Source organism: Desertibaculum subflavum, assembly GCA_003576705.1.
GTDB lineage: Bacteria > Pseudomonadota > Alphaproteobacteria > Ferrovibrionales > Ferrovibrionaceae > Desertibaculum > Desertibaculum subflavum.
Map to the genome: position 1 here is coordinate 1 of QOZS01000080.1, position 16,696 is coordinate 16,696.

19 protein-coding genes are annotated in these 16,696 nt (G+C 68.1%); 10 read left to right on the forward strand and 9 right to left on the reverse strand.

Annotated features, from left to right (window positions below; translation table 11 throughout):
• The 5 genes from DT074_RS25675 to DT074_RS28630 all read right to left on the reverse strand — a co-directional run.
• Positions 1–403 (reverse strand): J domain-containing protein (locus tag DT074_RS25675; protein ID WP_162915246.1); only part of this gene is annotated, 403 nt, incomplete at its 3' end.
• Positions 404–463: 60 nt separating this feature from the next.
• Complete coding sequence (locus DT074_RS25680; protein ID WP_119422713.1) at positions 464–1,126, reverse strand: tetratricopeptide repeat protein; 663 nt, start codon at positions 1,124–1,126, stop codon at positions 464–466.
• Positions 1,127–1,146: 20 nt separating this feature from the next.
• A complete protein-coding gene (locus DT074_RS25685; RefSeq protein WP_368744905.1) occupies positions 1,147–1,593 on the reverse strand; it encodes an RT0821/Lpp0805 family surface protein in 447 nt (148 codons plus the stop codon).
• Positions 1,594–1,685: 92 nt separating this feature from the next.
• Positions 1,686–2,387: a hypothetical protein gene (locus DT074_RS25690; RefSeq protein ID WP_119422715.1), complete on the reverse strand. Its 702-nt coding sequence runs from the start codon at positions 2,385–2,387 to the stop codon at positions 1,686–1,688.
• A gap of 18 nt (positions 2,388–2,405) precedes the next feature.
• A complete protein-coding gene (locus DT074_RS28630) occupies positions 2,406–2,867 on the reverse strand; it encodes a glycine/sarcosine/betaine reductase selenoprotein B family protein (RefSeq protein WP_368744907.1) in 462 nt (153 codons plus the stop codon).
• Between the two features lie 101 nt (positions 2,868–2,968).
• Between DT074_RS28630 and DT074_RS25700 the strand changes: the two genes are divergently transcribed.
• From DT074_RS25700 to DT074_RS25715, 4 genes are all read left to right on the forward strand, one after another.
• Positions 2,969–3,850 (forward strand): NAD-dependent epimerase/dehydratase family protein, encoded by an 882-nt coding sequence (locus DT074_RS25700; RefSeq protein WP_119422716.1) that lies wholly within the window; start codon positions 2,969–2,971, stop codon positions 3,848–3,850.
• 273 nt (positions 3,851–4,123) lie between these two features.
• Positions 4,124–4,777 (forward strand): collagen-like triple helix repeat-containing protein, encoded by a 654-nt coding sequence (locus tag DT074_RS25705; RefSeq protein WP_162915242.1) that lies wholly within the window; start codon positions 4,124–4,126, stop codon positions 4,775–4,777.
• Between the two features lie 206 nt (positions 4,778–4,983).
• Positions 4,984–6,186 carry a pyridoxal phosphate-dependent aminotransferase gene (locus DT074_RS25710; RefSeq protein WP_119422718.1) on the forward strand — a complete coding sequence of 401 codons (1,203 nt, stop codon included), beginning with the start codon at positions 4,984–4,986 and terminating at the stop codon, positions 6,184–6,186.
• 181 nt (positions 6,187–6,367) lie between these two features.
• Positions 6,368–7,291, forward strand: coding sequence for a ketopantoate reductase family protein (locus DT074_RS25715; protein ID WP_119422719.1), 924 nt, complete (start codon positions 6,368–6,370; stop codon positions 7,289–7,291).
• Here the strand turns inward: DT074_RS25715 and DT074_RS25720 are convergent.
• Positions 7,284–8,216: an AEC family transporter gene (locus DT074_RS25720; protein WP_119422720.1), complete on the reverse strand. Its 933-nt coding sequence runs from the start codon at positions 8,214–8,216 to the stop codon at positions 7,284–7,286. The two genes, DT074_RS25715 and DT074_RS25720, sit on opposite strands and share 8 nt — an antisense overlap.
• Before the next feature lie 170 nt (positions 8,217–8,386).
• On the opposite strand from DT074_RS25720, the gene DT074_RS25725 reads away from it, so the two are divergent.
• From DT074_RS25725 to DT074_RS25735, 3 genes are all read left to right on the forward strand, one after another.
• Positions 8,387–9,658 (forward strand): adenylate/guanylate cyclase domain-containing protein, encoded by a 1,272-nt coding sequence (locus DT074_RS25725; RefSeq protein ID WP_162915243.1) that lies wholly within the window; start codon positions 8,387–8,389, stop codon positions 9,656–9,658.
• Between the two features lie 241 nt (positions 9,659–9,899).
• Positions 9,900–10,919 (forward strand): hypothetical protein, encoded by a 1,020-nt coding sequence (locus DT074_RS25730; protein WP_162915244.1) that lies wholly within the window; start codon positions 9,900–9,902, stop codon positions 10,917–10,919.
• A 452-nt stretch (positions 10,920–11,371) separates the two neighbouring features.
• Positions 11,372–12,481 carry a hypothetical protein gene (locus DT074_RS25735; protein WP_119422723.1) on the forward strand — a complete coding sequence of 370 codons (1,110 nt, stop codon included), beginning with the start codon at positions 11,372–11,374 and terminating at the stop codon, positions 12,479–12,481.
• A 189-nt stretch (positions 12,482–12,670) separates the two neighbouring features.
• On the opposite strand, the gene DT074_RS25740 is transcribed toward DT074_RS25735, so the two are convergent.
• Together DT074_RS25740 and DT074_RS25745 are read right to left on the reverse strand one after the other, a co-directional pair.
• Entirely contained in the window at positions 12,671–12,952 is a 282-nt protein-coding gene (locus DT074_RS25740) for an Imm74 family immunity protein (RefSeq protein WP_119422724.1), read from the reverse strand.
• A 45-nt stretch (positions 12,953–12,997) separates the two neighbouring features.
• Positions 12,998–14,104: a diiron oxygenase gene (locus tag DT074_RS25745; RefSeq protein ID WP_119422725.1), complete on the reverse strand. Its 1,107-nt coding sequence runs from the start codon at positions 14,102–14,104 to the stop codon at positions 12,998–13,000.
• Positions 14,105–14,223: 119 nt separating this feature from the next.
• Here DT074_RS25745 and DT074_RS25750 point away from each other — a divergent pair, with 119 nt between their 5' ends.
• The 3 genes from DT074_RS25750 (at position 14,224) to rnhA (ending at position 16,070) form a co-directional block, all read left to right on the forward strand.
• Positions 14,224–15,066 (forward strand): SDR family oxidoreductase, encoded by an 843-nt coding sequence (locus DT074_RS25750; RefSeq protein ID WP_119422726.1) that lies wholly within the window; start codon positions 14,224–14,226, stop codon positions 15,064–15,066.
• A gap of 127 nt (positions 15,067–15,193) precedes the next feature.
• Positions 15,194–15,556 carry a hypothetical protein gene (locus DT074_RS25755; RefSeq protein ID WP_162915245.1) on the forward strand — a complete coding sequence of 121 codons (363 nt, stop codon included), beginning with the start codon at positions 15,194–15,196 and terminating at the stop codon, positions 15,554–15,556.
• A gap of 46 nt (positions 15,557–15,602) precedes the next feature.
• A complete protein-coding gene (gene rnhA, locus DT074_RS25760) occupies positions 15,603–16,070 on the forward strand; it encodes a ribonuclease HI (protein WP_119422728.1) in 468 nt (155 codons plus the stop codon).
• Between the two features lies 1 nt (position 16,071).
• Here the strand turns inward: rnhA and DT074_RS25765 are convergent, their stop codons facing one another.
• A complete protein-coding gene (locus DT074_RS25765; RefSeq protein WP_119422729.1) occupies positions 16,072–16,509 on the reverse strand; it encodes a tellurite resistance TerB family protein in 438 nt (145 codons plus the stop codon).
• Positions 16,510–16,696 lie beyond the last annotated feature (187 nt).

Genomic DNA, 16,696 nt, shown 5'->3' on the forward strand with positions numbered 1-16,696 from the left:
CGGCCCCGCCGCCGCGGCTGCGCCCGCCGCCCGTGCCGCCGCCGCGCCCGGCACGGCCGAAGATGTCGGACAGGATATCGTCCAGCCCCGGCCCGCCGCCGCCGCCGAAATTGAACGAGAAGCCTTCGGTCGCGCCGCCGCCGCCCGGCGGCTGGCGGAAGCCGGCGAAGGGCCCGCGCTCGTTGCCCGCCTCGTCGATCTCGCCGCGGTCGAACCGGGCCCGCTCCTTCTCGTCGCCGATCACCGCATAGGCGGCGCTCACTTCCTTGAAGCGGTCGGTGATCCGCGGGTTGTTCGGGTTGCGGTCGGGGTGCAGCTCCTTCGCCAGCTTGCGATAGGCGCTCTTGATGTCGGCCTGGGCCGCGTTGCGCGGCACGCCGAGAACTTGATAGGGATCCTTCATCGCCACTTTGGCTGCTCCGACATCACCCCTAGATGGGCATGGCCGCCTGAAAATTGAAGTCTAGCCGGGGGGCGGCGCGTTCGTCTCCACGGCATCCGGCGCCGATTTCGGCGGCAGTTCCTGCGGCTGCGCGGGCGCGCTGTCGGCCGGCGGCAGGCCGAGCCTGTCGCGCGCCGGCGCAAAGCCCGCCTTGGCCGAGGCTTCGAGCAAGGCGCGGGCCAGTTCGGCATTGGCCGCCACGCCGCGGCCCTGCGCGACCATCTCCGCCAGATAGAACTGCGCCGCCGGATGGCCGGCCCGGGCGGCTTCGCCCAGCCATTTCACCGCCATGGCGTCGTCCTGCGCGACGCCTTCGCCCAGCATGTAGAGATGGCCGAGATTGGCCTGGGCATTGACCAGGCCGAGCTCGGCGGCGCGCCGGAACCAGGCGGCGGCCTGGACCGCATCCGGCTCCACGCCCAGGCCCTGGCGATAGAGCTGGCCCACATTGCGCATGGCGGCCACGTCGCCGGCATCGGCCAGTTCGCGCCAGACCGTCATCGCCCGGGCGTAGTCCTTGCCGGCGAAGGCCTGATAGCCTTCCTCGAAGCGGCGCGCCCGTGCCCGCTCGATCGGCGACATTGGCCGCGTCTCCTCGGCGGGCGAGCGCGTCGCCTCGGCGGCGTCGTCGCCGGCGCAGCCGGCGGCGGCCAAAGCCACCGCCGCGGCCGCCAGCCAGCGCATCGTCCTGCCGCCGGGTCGCGTCAGTTGACCACCTTCCAGCTGCCATCCGCCTGCTTGCAGGCGCGGCCCTTCGCGGTGTCGGACGAGCCGCCGGCCGCGACCGTCTGCTGGAACTCGCGGCAGGTTTCGCCGCCCTGCGCCACATAAGCGTTGGTGGTCGGCGTCACGCTGCCGCTGTTGCCGGTATTCGGGTTGCTCCAGGTGGTGCTCTGGCCGGTGGCGTTCTGGTTCATCGCCGTCTGGCTCGCCTGTTCGGCGCGCGCCCGGTCCTCGCGGTCCATCGACTTGCCGACCTGGCTGCCCAGCAGGCCGCCGATCAGGGCGCCGGCCGCGGCACCCCAGAACCCGCCGATCCAGTGGCCGGCCAGGCCGCCGGCACCCGCACCGACAATGGTGCCGGTGGTCTGCTTGCTTTCGCAGGCGCCGACCAGGGCCAGCAAGGCCGCTGCGGCCGCCACAACTTTCATTCTGCGCATCGTTCGCTCCGCCTTGGGAATCGCGTCGCCCCCGGCGGGAATTGTAGTCGAAGCACGAATTGGGTGGGAAGCGTGGCCGTCGGTCAGCCGGCGACGACGCGCGCCCCCGGCACGATCAGGTTGCCGCCCACCGCCTTCAGCCCGGCCTGGTCGCTCGCCAGCGCCGCCTTGCGGATCGCCTGCAAGGTGCGGCCGGCCGTCGTCTCGTTCCAGAACCAGTCATCGACCTGCCGGCTGGAGGGCCGGGCGCCGTCCGATTGCGCTGCCTCGCTGTAGAAGGCCTTCAGATCGTCGGCGCAGAATTTCAGCAGCTGGGCCGGCGACAGGCCGGGCCGCGGGCTCGCCGGCAATGCGCCGCTCAGGCCGGCGGTGAGATGGCCGGCCCAATCGGCGGGGGCGAGGCCGGTCAGGCCCACCGTGCTGCGCCGGCGCCGCTGCACATGCGCGGCCTGCGCCGGCGCCAGGGCGCGGATCTCATCGGCAAGGGCGAGGCCCGGGGCCAATGTTACGGCCGGCCGCCAGCCGGGCAGCGGCAGGCGGCCCGGCGCCTCCTCGGCGAAATCGACGATGGTGGACGGCGCCCGCGCCGTCGCGAACAGGCCGAGCGCGGCGCGCAGCACGCGGGTCTGGAAGGCCGCATCCTCCGGCTCGCCGAGCGGCCGGCCGAGCTCGAACGGCACCCACAGGCCGCGCGGCACCTTCACCTTCTCCATATGCAGGCGGATCAGACCGACCACCACGGTCGGGATGCCGCGTGCCTCCAGCATCAGGCCCAGCGCGCTCACGGCGCGCGTGCAGAAGGGTCAGACGGGGAGGAGTAAGGCGGCGGTCACTCCCTCGGCCTTCAGGCCCGCGGCGATGGCGTCGGCCGTGGCCGTCATCTCGCGCGGATCGGTCGAGCCCATGACGGTGAAATGTGTGTCGGCGACGCCGCCGATCGCGCCTTCGGCCGCGAGCTCGGCCAGGCGGTCGCGCGGCAGCACCAGGTTGGGATCGCGCACCCAGCCGTGGCGGTCGAAATTGACCGAGATATGGCTCATCAGGATGTCGGAAGCCGGCCGGTCGTTCGGGACGGTGCGGAAATCGGCGGCGCCGGGCAGGAAGGGCAGCTCGCCGCGCCCGATCAGCGCCGCGGAAGACACGATCGCCACCTTGCGCCGGTCGAGCGGCGGGCCGTCGACGAAGGGCTGGATGTCGAAGCTCGGGCAGTCGAGATCGATCAGCCGCTGCCGCGTCGCCGGATTGATGTCGTCGAGCCGTGCCATGCCGCCTCCCCAGTCGGAACAGAGGCTATCCGGCCAGGGACGGCCCGCCAACCTCACCGCCCTGCATCGAATCGCCAACCGCAGGCTATGGTCGCAGGCGAATGACCGCTCCGCTGTTTGTCCTCGGTGCCACCGGCCAGATCGGCGACCGTCTCGGCCGCCGCCTCGCCGGCGCCGGTCGTCCGGCGCTGCTGCTGGCGCGGCGGATCCCCCAGGCGCCAGGCGGGTTCGAATGGCGCGAGGCCGATCTCGGTGAGCGGGTGGCGTTCCCGCCGCTGCCGCCGGTCGGCATCGCCACCGTGCCGCTCTGGCTGCTGCCGCCGCATCTCGAGGCGCTCCAGGCCGCCGGCCTCCGCCGCCTCGTCGCCTTCTCCACCACCTCGATCTTCGGCAAGGCTACAACCCGCAGCGCCGTGGAGCGCCGGCAGATCGACGCGGTGCTGGCGGCCGAGGCGGCGCTGCAGGGGGCCTCGATCGGCGTCACCCTGCTGCGCCCGGCGCTGATCTACGGCGCCGGCCGCGATGCCGGCGTCACCGCTGCGGCGCGCTTCATCGCCCGCTTCGGCTGCTATCCGCTCTGGGGCCCGGCCGCGGGCCTGCGCCAGCCGGTGCATGCCGACGATCTCGCGGCGGCCGCGCTGGCGGCGGCGGACCGGCCCGACCTCGCCGGCCAGGCCTTCAATCTCGGCGGCGGCGAGATGCTCGGCTACCGCGAGATGATCGGCCGCATCTTCGACGCCCTCGGCCGCCGGCGGCGCCTCGTCCCCGTGCCGGGCCTGCCCTGGCTCGCTGCCGCCTATGGGCGATTCGGGGGCCCGGCCACGCTGACCGCCGATGCGGTGCGCCGGATGAGCCACGATCTCGCCTTCGACGATGGCGCCGCGGGGCGGGCCTTCGGCTATGCGCCGCGGCGCTTCCTCGCCAGCGGCGTTAACGATCTCGTCTTCCCGCCGGCGCAAATAGTTAATGAAATGTATTCGTAATGATACAAATGAGAGCAATAGTTAAAGTCGCACCGTGTCGAATCTTTTGACAAATTAATCTTCGTTAACGACTTGGTAAGGCTATATTTGGCTGTATAAAGCCAGTTCCAAGTCTTGGCACAACCGCTGCATTGAATGTTCGCAGCAAACCTGGGAAAGCCTGCCTTTAGACCCAGGAATGCCATAGCGGAGGGTTTGGCTATGTCTCGGTCTCGGATTGCACTCTTGGGGGTTTGCGGGGTTGTCGGCGCCACATTGCTGGTGAGCCCGCTGGTGAATTGGCAAGACGGCGCGCCGCCGGCGCAGACCGGGGCCTACGATCCTCTGCTTTCGGAAGCGAGCTGCGGCGACACCGCCAGCCAGCTCGCCCTGTCCCACCGTCCGGCCAGGGAGGGCGAGATCCAGCTCGCCTCGCTGGAGAAGGAAGAGCTCGCCTTCCTCGAAGGCATCCAGCCGGCCGGCGGCGAAGGCGACGGCACCGGCACCGGCGGTGACGGTCCGGGCGGCAACGGCCCGCTGAACGAGGTCCTGAAGGATCTCGACGATCAGACCCAGAACGGTGACGGCGGCGATGGTGGCACCGGTGGTGGCGGTGGCGGTGGCGGCGGCGGGCCGTTCATCACCAGCTTCGCGCCGGGCGACCCCGGCAATCCGGGCAACCCTGGCGACCCCGGCAATCCGGGCAACCCTGGCGACCCGGGCAATCCCGGCAACCCTGGCGATCCGGGTAACCCGGGCAACGGCCCCGGCGACGAGCCCTGCACGGAGAATTGCGAGGAGAAGCCGATCCAGACCGCCTGCGAGGGTGATTGCACGCCGCCGACCGAGACCCGCCTCCAGGAGGTGGAAGTGCCGGAGCCGGCCGCGCTCGGCCTGTTCGGCCTCGGCCTGCTGATGCTGGGCATCGGCCGCCGGCGCTCGAAGTGACGTGAGGCGTTGCGCAACTCCGTGCTGTACCGAGCAGAACTGAAGTAGCGTTTCCCAAGTAAAGGACGGCGGCGCTCCCCACCGGGCGCCGCCGCTCGCTTTTTCAGACCTGCCATTCCGCCCGGGCGCGGAGCTTGGCATTGCGGAAGGGCGGGCCGGCGCTTAGCTTCCCGCCGTCTTTCCGCACCCATCGCAGACCCGGACCCATGCCCTTCCTTTCCGACGCCCTCGGCCGCATCAAGCCCTCGCCCACCCTGGTGGTCACCGCCAAGGTGGCGGAGCTCAAGGCGCAGGGCCGCGACATCATCGGCCTCGGCGCCGGCGAGCCGGATTTCGACACGCCCGACAACATCAAGGCCGCCGCCAAGAAGGCGATCGACGCGGGCTTCACCAAATACACCGTGGTCGACGGCACCATGGAGCTGAAGCAGGCGGTCTGCGGCAAGTTCAAGCGCGAGAACGGCCTCACCTACGAGCCGAAGCAGATCAATGTCGGCGTCGGCGGCAAGCACGTGCTCTACAACGCGCTGATGGCCACCGTGAATGTCGGCGACGAGGTGATCATCCCGGCGCCCTACTGGGTCAGCTATCCCGACATGGTGCTGCTCTGCGGCGGCACGCCGGTCGCCATCCCGACCACGGCGGAGAACGGCTTCAAGGTGAAGCCGGTGCAGCTCGAGCAGGCGATCACGCCGAAGACCAAGTGGGTGATCCTCAACTCGCCGTCCAACCCCACCGGCGCGGCCTATGACGCGAGCGAGATGAAGGCGCTGACCGACGTGCTGGAGCGCCACCCGCATGTCTGGATCCTGACCGACGACATGTACGAGCATCTCGTCTACGACAATTTCGTCTTCACCACCCCGGCGCAGGTGGCGCCCAAGCTGTACGACCGCACGCTCACCGTGAACGGCGTCTCCAAGGCCTATTCGATGACCGGCTGGCGCATCGGCTATGCCGGCGGCCCCACCGAGCTGATCAAGGCGATGTTCACCATCCAGTCGCAATCGACCACCAATCCCTGCTCGATCAGCCAGGCGGCGGCGGTCGAGGCGCTGAACGGCCCGCAGGGCTTCATCCGCGAGCGCGCCGCCGCCTTCAAGCAGCGGCGCGACCTCGTCGTTCGCATGCTGAACGAGGCCAAGGGCATCGACTGCCCGAAGCCGGAAGGCGCCTTCTATGTCTATCCCTCCTGCGCCGGCACCATCGGCAAGAAGACGCCAACGGGCCGCGTGATCGAGAAGGACCAGGATTTCGTCGAGGCGCTGCTCGATGCCGAAGGCGTCGCGGTGGTGCACGGCGAAGCCTTCGGCCTCGCGCCCTATTTCCGCATCTCCTACGCGACGTCCACGGAAGCGCTGACCGAAGCCTGCAAACGCATCCAGCGCTTCTGCGCCAGCCTGAAGTAGAGCGTGCACTTAACCCTCTCCCTGGGGGAGAGGGTGCCCGGCAGGGCGGTGAGGGGCACCGCTTCGGCGTCGCATCGATTGCGGCAGAGGGCGCACGGGCGGAGAGCGCACCCCTCATCCGGCGCTTCGCGCCACCTTCTCCCCCAAGGAGAAGGAGTTTGTTGGCAGGAGGAATCGACCCATGAAGATCGCCATCATCGGCGCGGGCGGCGTCGGCGGGTATTTCGGCGCGCGGCTGGCCGCCGCCGGCAACGAGGTGCATTTCGTGGCGCGCGGCGCGCATCTGAAGGCGATGCGCGAGCACGGCCTGAAGGTGAAGAGCCCCTGTGGCGACATCGCGCTCGAGCCGGTCAACGCCACCGACGACGCGAGCTCGATCGGCCCGGCCGATATCGTCCTCTTCTGCGTCAAGCTCTACGACACCGAGAGCGCGGCGGCCAAGCTCGGGCCCCTGGTCGGCAAGGACACGCTGGTGATCCCGCTGCAGAACGGCGTCGACTCAGCCGAGCGCATGGCGGCCGTGGTGCCGCCGGCGAACGTGGTCGGCGGCGTCGCCTATATCTCCGCCACCATCGCGGCGCCCGGCCAGGTCGCGCATCTGAACAAGGTGCACAAGCTCGATTTCGGCCGGCTCGACGGCCAGCCCGACGCGCGCCTGGCCAGGTTCGAGGCCGCCGGCAACGCGGCGGGCTTCGTCGCCCTGCACCGCACCGACATCACGGTCGCGCTGTGGGAGAAGTTTCTCTTTCTGGCCTCGTTCGCCGCCGTCACCGCGGCCGCCCGCGTCGACAATGCCGGCATCCAGAAAGTGCCCGAGCTCTCCGCGCTGCTGCACGATGCGATGGCCGAAGTCGCCGCCATCGCCAAGGCGAAAGGCATCCAGCTCGCCGCCGACGCGGTGGCGCGGAACTACAAGTTCGTCGCCTCCATGCCCGGCCCCATGAAGGCCTCGATGGCGCACGACCTCGACCGCGGCAACCGCCTCGAAGTCGACGGCCTCTCCGGCACCATCGTGCGGATGGGCGCCGCGCTCAACGTGCCGACCCCGGTTCACCGCGCGCTGCACGCGATCCTGCTGCCGCACAAGGACGGCAAGCCTAGCTGATCCACCCGAGCAGCAGCGACAGGGTCACGAACGACAGCGCGGTGGAGAGGAAGATCGCCCCGGCCATCGGCGCTTCCGCCACCTGGTAGCGCGCCGCGAAGACATAGGCGTTGATGCCGGTCGGCAGCGCCGCGAGCAGCACGCCGACCTGCACATAGAGCGGCGGCAGCGCGAAGACCGGCACGGCGAGCAGCCAGAACACCGCCGGGAAGGCGATGAGCTTCAGCGTCACCATCAGCGCCGTCTGCCCAAGGCTGCCGCGCAAGCCATAGCCCGCGAGCGAGGCACCGAGCGCGAACAGCGCGCAGGGAACACCCGCCGAGCCGATCAGCCGCACGAAATCGTCGAGCGGCTTCCAGAGCGGCAGGCCGACCAGATTCCAGGCCAGCCCCGCCATCAGCCCGATCATGACCGGGTTCTGCAGCGAGGCGCTCAGCAGCATCTGCGGCAACCGGTCGAGCCGCACCGCGCCCGCCCGCGCCGCCTCGATCCAGATCGAGATGCCGCTGAAGAAGGTCAGCGCATGCGCCGCGATGATCAGGAACAGCGGCAAGGATGCCTGGTCGCCGAAGGCGAGCAGCACCAGCGGCACGCCGAGCAGCACGTTGTTCGAATACGACGCGCCCATGCCGATGATCGCCTGCGCATCGCCCTTGGCGCCGAACAGCAAGCGCGCGACAAGCGCCGCCACCAGGCAGACAAAGAGCGCGCCGCCGAAATAGCTGAGCAGGAAATCCCACGGCACCTCGGCCGGCAGCTCGGCCCGGGCGAGCGCGCGGAACAGCGCCAGCGGAATGGCGAAGCCGAACACGAAGCGCGACAGCCCCTGGTTCATCGCCTCGCCGAACAGGCGCGTCTTCGCCGCCGCGAAGCCCGCGAGCACCACGCCGAACAGCGGCAGGATCAGGTCCAGAACGATCGGCAAGCGGCGGCCCCCTCGCGCCGCGCGCAGTGTCGATGATTCGCGCCAGCGCCGCCAGCGGAACGGGCAGAGCGGATCGCCTGGCATTGCCCGATTGGCCCTTGTGGCGGCCCCGCCCCGTCGCCAGTCTCGGTCCGTCGCGCCCATCATCCGGTCGGAGCTACCTCTTCCGCATGGCATCAGATCCCGCACAGGCCGTGCGGCAACCGGCCGGCCTGCTCGCCCGCTTCGCCGGGCTGGTCGCCTGGGCCGACCGGATCGGCGCCGCGCCGGCCGACAGCAGCGAGACCGCGCTGCAGAAGCGGCTCACCATCCTGCTCTCGCTCGGCCTGCTGCCGTTCACGGCGCTCTGGAGCGCGATCTATTTCGCCGCCGGCGTGCCGCTCTCGGCCGTCATCCCCGGCCTCTACTCGCTGCTCACGCCGATCAACACCCTGGTCTTCGCCTGGACGCGCAACCTCAGGGCCTATCGCTTCCTGCAGCTCCTGATGTTCCTGCTGCTGCCCTGGCTGCTGATGCTCAGCCTCGGCGGCTTCCGCGAATCCAGCGTGGTGATCATCTGGGCCGGGCTCTGCCCGCTCATGGCGCTGCTGATCGAGGATCTGCGCGACACCATCGTCTGGATCGTCGGCTTCGTCGCCTTGCTGATCGTCAGCGCCATCCTGCAGCCATACCTGACGGCGCCGGGCCTGCCGGAGGCCTTCGTCACCTGGCTGTTCGTGCTCAATGTCGGGCTGATGATCGTGATCGGCTTCGTGCTGCTCTACTACTTCGTCGGCCAGCGCAACTTCTTCCAGGAGCGGTCCGAGCTGCTGCTGCTCAACATCCTGCCGAAGGAGATATCCGAGGCGCTGAAGGCCGGCCAGCGCACCATCGCCGCGCAGCACGAGGCCGCCAGCATCCTGTTCGCCGATGCGGTGGCCTTCACGCCGATGGCCGCGTCGATGACGCCGCTCCGCCTGGTCGACCTGCTGAACGACATCTTCCAGTGCTTCGACGACCTGGTGGAGCGCCACGGGTTGGAGAAGATCAAGACCATCGGCGATTGCTACATGGTGGCCTCGGGCGTGCCGCGCGCCCGCGCCGACCACGCGATCGTGCTGGTCGACGTCGCGCTCGACATGCAGGCGGCCGTCGCTTCGCGCCGCTTCGGCGGCCACCGGCTCGCCTTCCGCATCGGCATCAATTCAGGCCCGGTGGTGGCCGGCGTGATCGGCCGCAAGAAGTTCATCTACGACCTGTGGGGCGAGGCGGTGAACCTGGCCAGCCGCATGGAAAGCCAGGGCCAGCCCGGCACCATCCAGATCACCCGCCACACCTACGACCTGGTGCAGCACGCCTTCATCTGCGAGCCGAAGGGCACGATCCAGGTGAAAGGCGCCGACGAGATGGAGATCTGGCACGTGGTGGGGAGGCGGGGGGAGCGAGTGAGCGAGGCGCGGTGAGCGGCGGTGGCTTCAGGCCCAGATCAATCTACAAGCGGCTCGCCAAGCCCATAGACAGTGCCGGTAGTGTCGCTGTGCGGAACCGCGGATGTGCAATTGAAATCAGCGCGTTGGTTCGAAATTCGGTGGAAGCGGCTACTCGTGATCTTCGGGAACACGATGATTTCGACTATAATTTTATAGCGATTCTCGGGTGGTTGGGGCGCCGCTCTAGAATGCAACCATCAAGAGGTGAGGCTCCATGTCAGAGGCGACGGAAGGAGCGAAGAGAAATTTCTGGGATCGCTTCTTAGTGGGCGTTGGCACGGAGCCAAGGCCTGTTCCGAACGTCCGCGGGGCTTCCGGCATAGAGCACCCAGTATTGGCGGTCGGTGTCGATGACAAGGCGCGACGAATTGTTCTCGTCACTGAGGAGTTCAACGCACGCAACGCCGCGCTGATGCAGGCCGATGTACAAGCTACCATCGCTGCGAAGGTAATCGTCGCGCGCACAATTACCGCCGATGTGGGCCAAGTTGTCGCCGCCATGTTGCGCGAATTCGGGTCGATCGAGAATTTTTTCAAGACTGATGAAAAAGACACCCAGAAGCCAAGCGAACGAAGTCAGAAATTTCTCGATGCGAACCTAGGCATGGTGAAGCCGTTTTTCGAAAGTGGGAATCTCGGCCGTGTGAACCAGGTGATTTCGCTGCTCTATCAGTTTGGCGTAGTGGAGATGGTTCGCGATGGCGTCGACTCGAACGCCTCTCCATTTTTTTTCAATGGTCTGGACCTTTCTAAGCTGCTGACGGGTGACGCGGCCGCAATGGATCGCGCATTCGGGGTGTGTCCTCTGTTGCTGACAGACTTCTCGCCGGAGGATGTCGAAATCATCAACAGTGCCAGTGGCCCTGAGGTCGTTCGAGATGTCCTAAGTCGCCTTGGTATCGGGCAGTACTTCTACCCTCCGCCGGACCAAGCGGCGCTCGCGCTTGTTGATCGTGGCGTGCGCGACCCGGGTCACGTCCAGGATCTGGTGGGCCGCGCCCGGGAATTGGGACATCCGCATGGACCATCCGAGATCGTCGAGGCTAAGGTCATCGATATCGTTGATGCGTTGCAAGAACGCGGGCTCGTGATCGAGGGCGAAATGGGGATGGAGATGACCGAAGCGGGACGAATCGTTCGCCAGACAGTTAAGTTCAGATCGCGCGAGGGATTGGTATCAAAGTTGATCAATCGTCTTGAGGTGAAGATCAACTTGAAGGACTTACTCAAGTAATTGAATTTATCGACCTACGGGTTTTGAATAGGAGCGCACATTTCACGGGGTAGGCCTGATTGCTTTGGTAATGGCCTCACTCGTCAGAACAAGCCGAGGATCTGCCGGAGTTTCTGCGAAGGCGTTCGAAAGGCTGACGCTCAAGACCGCGCCGGGGAGATTACTAAGCCCAACAGCTCAGCGACCCATCGGCGCTGGAGTCCGGTTTCAGTTCGCCGTGGGCGTAGTGCTCAAAAAATTTGACTAATCTACAATAATATTGCATAATTCGGCTTTCTTTTTCGGATTTTGCCATACCCACGCCCCAGACTGAACCCCGCAAGCGCTCTCCCTACGAGTGGTCGTTCCGGCTGCGCCGGCGCCACATCCTGCGCACCGTCCGTAACCCCAGCCTGTCGCCAGCGGCGAAGCAGATCCTGGTCGCGCTGGCGCTGCGTGATGACGATCCCTTCGTGCTGCCGGAACGGCCGCCGGTGGCGGCCCTCGCCCGGCATCTCGCGCTGGCCGAGCGCACGGTCCGGCAGGCGATCGCCGAGCTGGTGGCCGAGGGCTGCCTCACTTTCCGCTTCACCGGCGCCGGCCGCCCGGCCCGGGCGGATGAGGAGGTCTGGGACCCGGAAGAGCGGCCCGACATCGCCCGCGAGCACGCTTTCATCCGTGCCGCTACCGCGCTGCCGAGCCGGGCCGAACATCTGGCGATGATGGCGCGGCTCCGCGACCGGGCGGTGGCGGCACGGCGCATCGCCACCGCCGTCTCGGCCGAACGCGCCTTGGGGCAGGCGCTCGGCATCGGGGCGAAGCCGCGCTGCGGAACAAATGCGCAGCTGCCGGCCGTCGCTGAACCTGAGGTACAGCTCGCCCCGCCGCATGAGGAGCTGGCGGCGGTGAACGCCATCAATATCGACCGCGCGCTCTCGCCCACCGCCCGGCATGCCGCGATCGAGCTGTTGCTCGATCCGGTGGACGACCCGGCGGACCGGCCCGACGATATCGACTTCTACTGGAGCGTCCGGCTGGCCGGCCGGCTCCGGATCACGGTGCGGGCCGCCCGCAAGGCGCTGGCCGAGCTCGCCGACGTGAACCTGATCGCGCAGGCGCGGATCAAGACCCACGGCGAGGGGCGGGTGATGCCCGGCAGCGAGATCTGCATCTATCCCGGCCGCATCGCGGAACGGATGCGCCGCGGAACGGATGCGCCGCCGCTCTTGGCCCTCGAGCCGGCCGATCCGGTCGAGGCGCATGTCCGCCGGCTGGAAGCGCTCCGCGATCTCGCCTGCGACGCCGGCCTCGCGCCTACGGCCATCACCGCCCAGCACGCCATCGGCCGCGCGCTCGACTTCGCGGAAGAGCGGGCGGCAGAGGCGGAGGACGCGGAAGAACCTGCGGCGGAGGCGGTTTCAGCGCCTGCGCCTGCGCCCGTGCCGCCGCGCATCGACGTGCTCGGTTTCGTCCGCCACCTGCTCGACACCGATCCCACGATGGGCCCGGTGATCGCCGACGTCATGGCCGAGATCCGCAACTTGCCGCAGCCCGAACCTGCAATCGCAGAGGCCGCGGAATGAAAGCCCTCCCTCGCGTTGCGCAGCAACGTGGGGGAGGGTGGGGTGGGGGTTTTTGTGTTTTTCCGCGCCGCCGCGCCAGGGATGGGCAAAACACAAAAACCCCCACCCCCGCCTCCCCCGGCTTCGCCGAGGGAGGAGCAATGCCGTTTCGCATCGGGATGGAACGGATGCACGTCGCCGCGCCACGAATCAGAACACGTCGATCTCGTGGCCCTGGAAGCGGATGGCGCGGCGCACGCGGTCGATGATGGCCGCGCGCGTTGCATCGTCGATCGTCCCCGCCTGATGCGGCGGCTCCCAGTGCCGGATCGATCCGCTGTAGAGCACCATGGCGGGCTCGCCGGTCAGCACTTCCGAATCGATGAACAGGCTGCGGTCACCTTCGCGATAGCGCAGGCCCGTCCGGCCGAGCACCTCGACCGAGAAGCCCTCGTCGCATTCGATCAGGTTGTTGCGCGGAACCCGGAACACAGGCCCTTCTCGTGCGCGGCCGCGAAGGGCCTGGTTCCGTGCCGACTACTCCGCCGCCGCGGCGCCGCCGATCGTCGCCTTCACCGCCTTGGCCGCTTCCTGCTGCTGCCAGGCGATCCGCGCGTCGAAATCGTCGGCCACCTTGCCGTCGTTCGCCAGCATCTCGGCGGTGTTGGCATTGGCGAGGTCGAGCGCGCCCATCTTCTCATAGGCGTCGATCACGCGCGGGCTCCACAGCCCGATATCCTTGATGATCGGCACGATGCGGCTGAACAGCCGGGTGCGGAAATGCCCCATCGCCGGCGAGGCCTGGGCGATCGCCACGCAATCCTTCTTGTTCAGCCCGACCGATTCCCACACCTCTTCCGCCATGAAGCGGTCGCGCATGTGATAGCTGCCCTCGATGACGAATTCCTCGCGCTCGCGGCGCTCGGCCTCGGTCAGCTGCGGGTAGTAGTCGCGCAAGCTGAGCCGGCCGAAGGCGACGTGCCGCGCCTCGTCCTGCATGACATAGGCGTTGACCTGCGCGGCGAGCGGGTTCATCGCCTGGTCGCGGATGCGCTGGAACGCGGCGAGGGCGAGGCCCTCGATCAGCACCTGCATGCCGAGATAGGTGAAGTCCCACCGGCTGTCGGTGATGATGTTGTCGAGCAGCGATTTCAGCGGCCCGGTGATCGGAAACGCGCGCTCGAACTTCTCGTGCAGCAGGCGGGAATAGGTCTCGACATGCCGCGCCTCGTCGATCACCTGGGTCGCGGCATAGAACTTGGCGTCCATATGCGGCACCTGCTCGACGATCTTGGCGGTGCAGATCAAGGCACCCTGCTCGCCGTGCAGGAACTGCGAGATCTGCCAGGCCTGGCCGTTGCGGCGCAGCTCGATCTTCTCCTTCTCCGTCATCTTGTTCCAGATGTCGGAGCCCCAGATGGCGATCGCCTGGTCGGGAATCCCCATCGGGTTCTCCTCGCCCAGGTTCTGCGACCAGTCGATCCGCTCGTTGGTGTTCCACTGCTGCTGCTTGCCCTTCTCGTAGAGCTTCAGCAGGTCGTCGCGGCCGTCGTCGTATTCCCAGCGGAACACGACCTCGTTCTTGCCGTCGATCTTCCAGTTGGTCTGCTCCACCGGCAGGATGTACTTCAGCTCGGTCGACATCGGTTGATCGCTCCCTGCTATCCGCTTGGTTGGGCCGCGGAATGATCGTTCATTCTAGCTTGCAATGGGCCGGGCCGCCATAGTCGGCCGGTCAAATCGTCGTAAACGGGGAGGGTGAAATGGGTCGTCTGGACGGCAAGGTCTGCATCATCACCGGCGGCACCACGGGCATCGGCCTCGGCACGGTCGAGGTCTTCGCCAAGGAGGGGGCGACCGTCATCGTCGCCGCCCGGCGCGAGGCGGAGGGCCAGGCCCTGGCCGCCCGGCTCGGCCCCAAGGTCAGCTTCGCCCGGATCGACGTGACGGAGGAGGCGGACTGGACCCGCCTGATCGCCGACACGGTCAAGGCGCATGGCCGGATCGACTGCCTGTTCAATAATGCCGGCGTGCCGGGCCCGCAGGGCGGCATCGAGGGCATCGACATGGCGCATTACGAGCGCTGCTTCGCCGGCCTCTGCCGCAGCGTCGTGCTCGGCATGAAGCACGTGGCCCCGGTGATGAAGCGCCAGCGCGCCGGCAGCATCATCAACAACGGCTCGGTCGCCGCCAGCCGCGCCGGGCTCTCGTCGTCGATGATCTATTCCATGGCCAAGGCGGCGGTGGTCCATATCACCACCTGCGTCGCCATGGAGCTCGGCGAGCACAATGTGCGGGTCAACTCGATCTCGCCCGGCGGCATCGTCACCGGCATCTTCGGCAAGGCCTTCGGCATCGACCCCAAGGCGGCCGACCGCACGGCGGAGACGGTGGAGAAGGCGCTGGCCACCGTGCAGCCGATCCCGCGCGCCGGCCGGCCGGAAGACATCGCCCATGCCGCCGTGTTCCTCGCCTCCGACGAATCCAGCTTCATCAACGGCCACGACCTCGTGGTCGATGGCGGCGCCGTCGGCGGCCGCATGTGGACCATGCAGCAGGAAGGCCTGAAGGCGATGGGCGCCGCCCTCCGTGCCGCGGCGGGATGATTCGAGTCAGGGAGCTTTACACTTTGTTTACGGGCGGAGTCAGAGGCCTTGAATCTCAACGGCTTAGCTGACTGGAACGGGGCTTGCTTCGCTGTCCCCCGGGGTCGAAGGGCGTGGGGGACAGGCCGTGACTTGGTTAATGGCGCAGGCGGTGACGGCGGTGATCGTGATCAGCCTGCTCGCGCATGGCGGCGCGGTCGCCCTGCAGGGCGTGGTGATGCTGACCAACCCGGCGGGCCCGCGCCAGCGCAACGCGCTGCTGCGCATGGCGGCGCTCAGCGAATCGCTCGGCTTCGTGTTCTGCATCCTGGGCTACGGCTTCCTCGACGGCGCCGCCGTGGTGCTGGGCGCGCTGCTGATCGCGCTCTCGGCGGTGCTGGCCCAGGGCCGCGCGCGCTGGCCCTTCGTCAGCTTCGAAGTGGTGCAGCTCGGCATCGCCCTCTTCGCCATCCTCACCATCGCCGCCTTCCGCTCCTTCATCGCCCTCTGACGCCGCTATCATCCGCACCTTCGATTCGGGTGGATGGTGCGGACGGGTGGACAAGGTTGCGGGTGTTTCCAGCGTGCTGATCAATGCCGACGGCTCGTGCCTCGGCAATCCGGGGCCGGGCGGCTGGGCCGCGGTGCTGCAGAGCGGCGCGCGTGAGAAGGTGCTGTCGGGCGCCGAGCCGCACACCACCAACAACCGGATGGAGCTGACCGCCGCGATCCAGGCGCTCTCGGCGCTGAAGCGGCCTTCCAAAGTGACGCTCCGCACCGACAGCCGCTACGTCGTCGATGGCATCACGAAATGGGTGCATGGCTGGAAGCAACGCGGCTGGAAGACCGCCGAGAAGAAGCCGGTCCTGAACCAGGATCTCTGGCTCGCCCTCGATGCCGCCGCGGCGCCGCACCAGATCCGCTGGGAATGGGTGCGCGGCCATGCCGGCGACGAAGCCAACGAGCGGGTCGACCGGCTCGCCCGCGAGGAGGCGGGCCGTGTCGCCGCGCCGCTTCGGAAGTAGCTCAGGCCATCTGCGCCCGGGCGAGCGTGGCGCGCTCCATGGCGACCGCGACCAGCGGGTCGAGCTCCAGCGCCCGGCGGATCTCGGCCAGCAGCTTGGCTTCCTCCAGCATGCCCTTGCGGTCGGCCACCGCCACCTCGCAGCCGAGCAGATACGCGGTCTCGCGCAGCCGCATCGGCAGCGCGCCCCGCACCAGGCCCAGCACCGCCTGCAGCCCGTCGCGCGGCTGCAGCAGAGCGGTGCAGTCCTGCGCGATCGGCACCAGCCGGTCCTGGTCGAAGTCGCGGAAGATCGGCAGGGTCTTCACCACATTGCCGATCGCCTTGAACTCCGGATCGCTCATCTCGCGGTCGACCGCGGAGACGATCACCATCACGTAGATCAGCGCGGCATGGGGGTCGATGACGGCCGGCGGCCGCGACAATTCGGGCTTGGACATACGACATACTCGCTTTCGGGGTCGCGGCCGAACATAGGTAGATGCCGCCGGGCCGGCAACCGGTTCCGCCGCGGGTTCAGGCGGCGGGCCGGGCGTCCGGCGCGCGCAGGTAGATCGGCTTCGGCGCCGGCAGGTCGGCCGGCGGGGCCGGCCGCCGCGCGACCAGCCGGGCAATGGTGGCGGCGTC

What these genes read in the sequence shown, in the direction of transcription:
- DT074_RS25680 (WP_119422713.1), bottom strand. Translation starts at nt 1,126, where the DNA reads ATGCGCTGGCTGGCGGCCGCGGCGGTGGCTTTGGCCGCCGCCGGCTGC.
- DT074_RS25685 (WP_368744905.1), bottom strand. Translation starts at nt 1,593, where the DNA reads ATGAAAGTTGTGGCGGCCGCAGCGGCCTTGCTGGCCCTGGTCGGCGCC.
- DT074_RS28630 (WP_368744907.1), bottom strand. Translation starts at nt 2,867, where the DNA reads ATGGCACGGCTCGACGACATCAATCCGGCGACGCGGCAGCGGCTGATC.
- DT074_RS25700 (WP_119422716.1), top strand. Translation starts at nt 2,969, where the DNA reads ATGACCGCTCCGCTGTTTGTCCTCGGTGCCACCGGCCAGATCGGCGAC.
- DT074_RS25710 (WP_119422718.1), top strand. Translation starts at nt 4,984, where the DNA reads ATGCCCTTCCTTTCCGACGCCCTCGGCCGCATCAAGCCCTCGCCCACC.
- DT074_RS25715 (WP_119422719.1), top strand. Translation starts at nt 6,368, where the DNA reads ATGAAGATCGCCATCATCGGCGCGGGCGGCGTCGGCGGGTATTTCGGC.
- DT074_RS25725 (WP_162915243.1), top strand. Translation starts at nt 8,387, where the DNA reads ATGGCATCAGATCCCGCACAGGCCGTGCGGCAACCGGCCGGCCTGCTC.
- DT074_RS25730 (WP_162915244.1), top strand. Translation starts at nt 9,900, where the DNA reads ATGTCAGAGGCGACGGAAGGAGCGAAGAGAAATTTCTGGGATCGCTTC.
- DT074_RS25745 (WP_119422725.1), bottom strand. Translation starts at nt 14,104, where the DNA reads ATGTCGACCGAGCTGAAGTACATCCTGCCGGTGGAGCAGACCAACTGG.
- DT074_RS25750 (WP_119422726.1), top strand. Translation starts at nt 14,224, where the DNA reads ATGGGTCGTCTGGACGGCAAGGTCTGCATCATCACCGGCGGCACCACG.
- DT074_RS25765 (WP_119422729.1), bottom strand. Translation starts at nt 16,509, where the DNA reads ATGTCCAAGCCCGAATTGTCGCGGCCGCCGGCCGTCATCGACCCCCAT.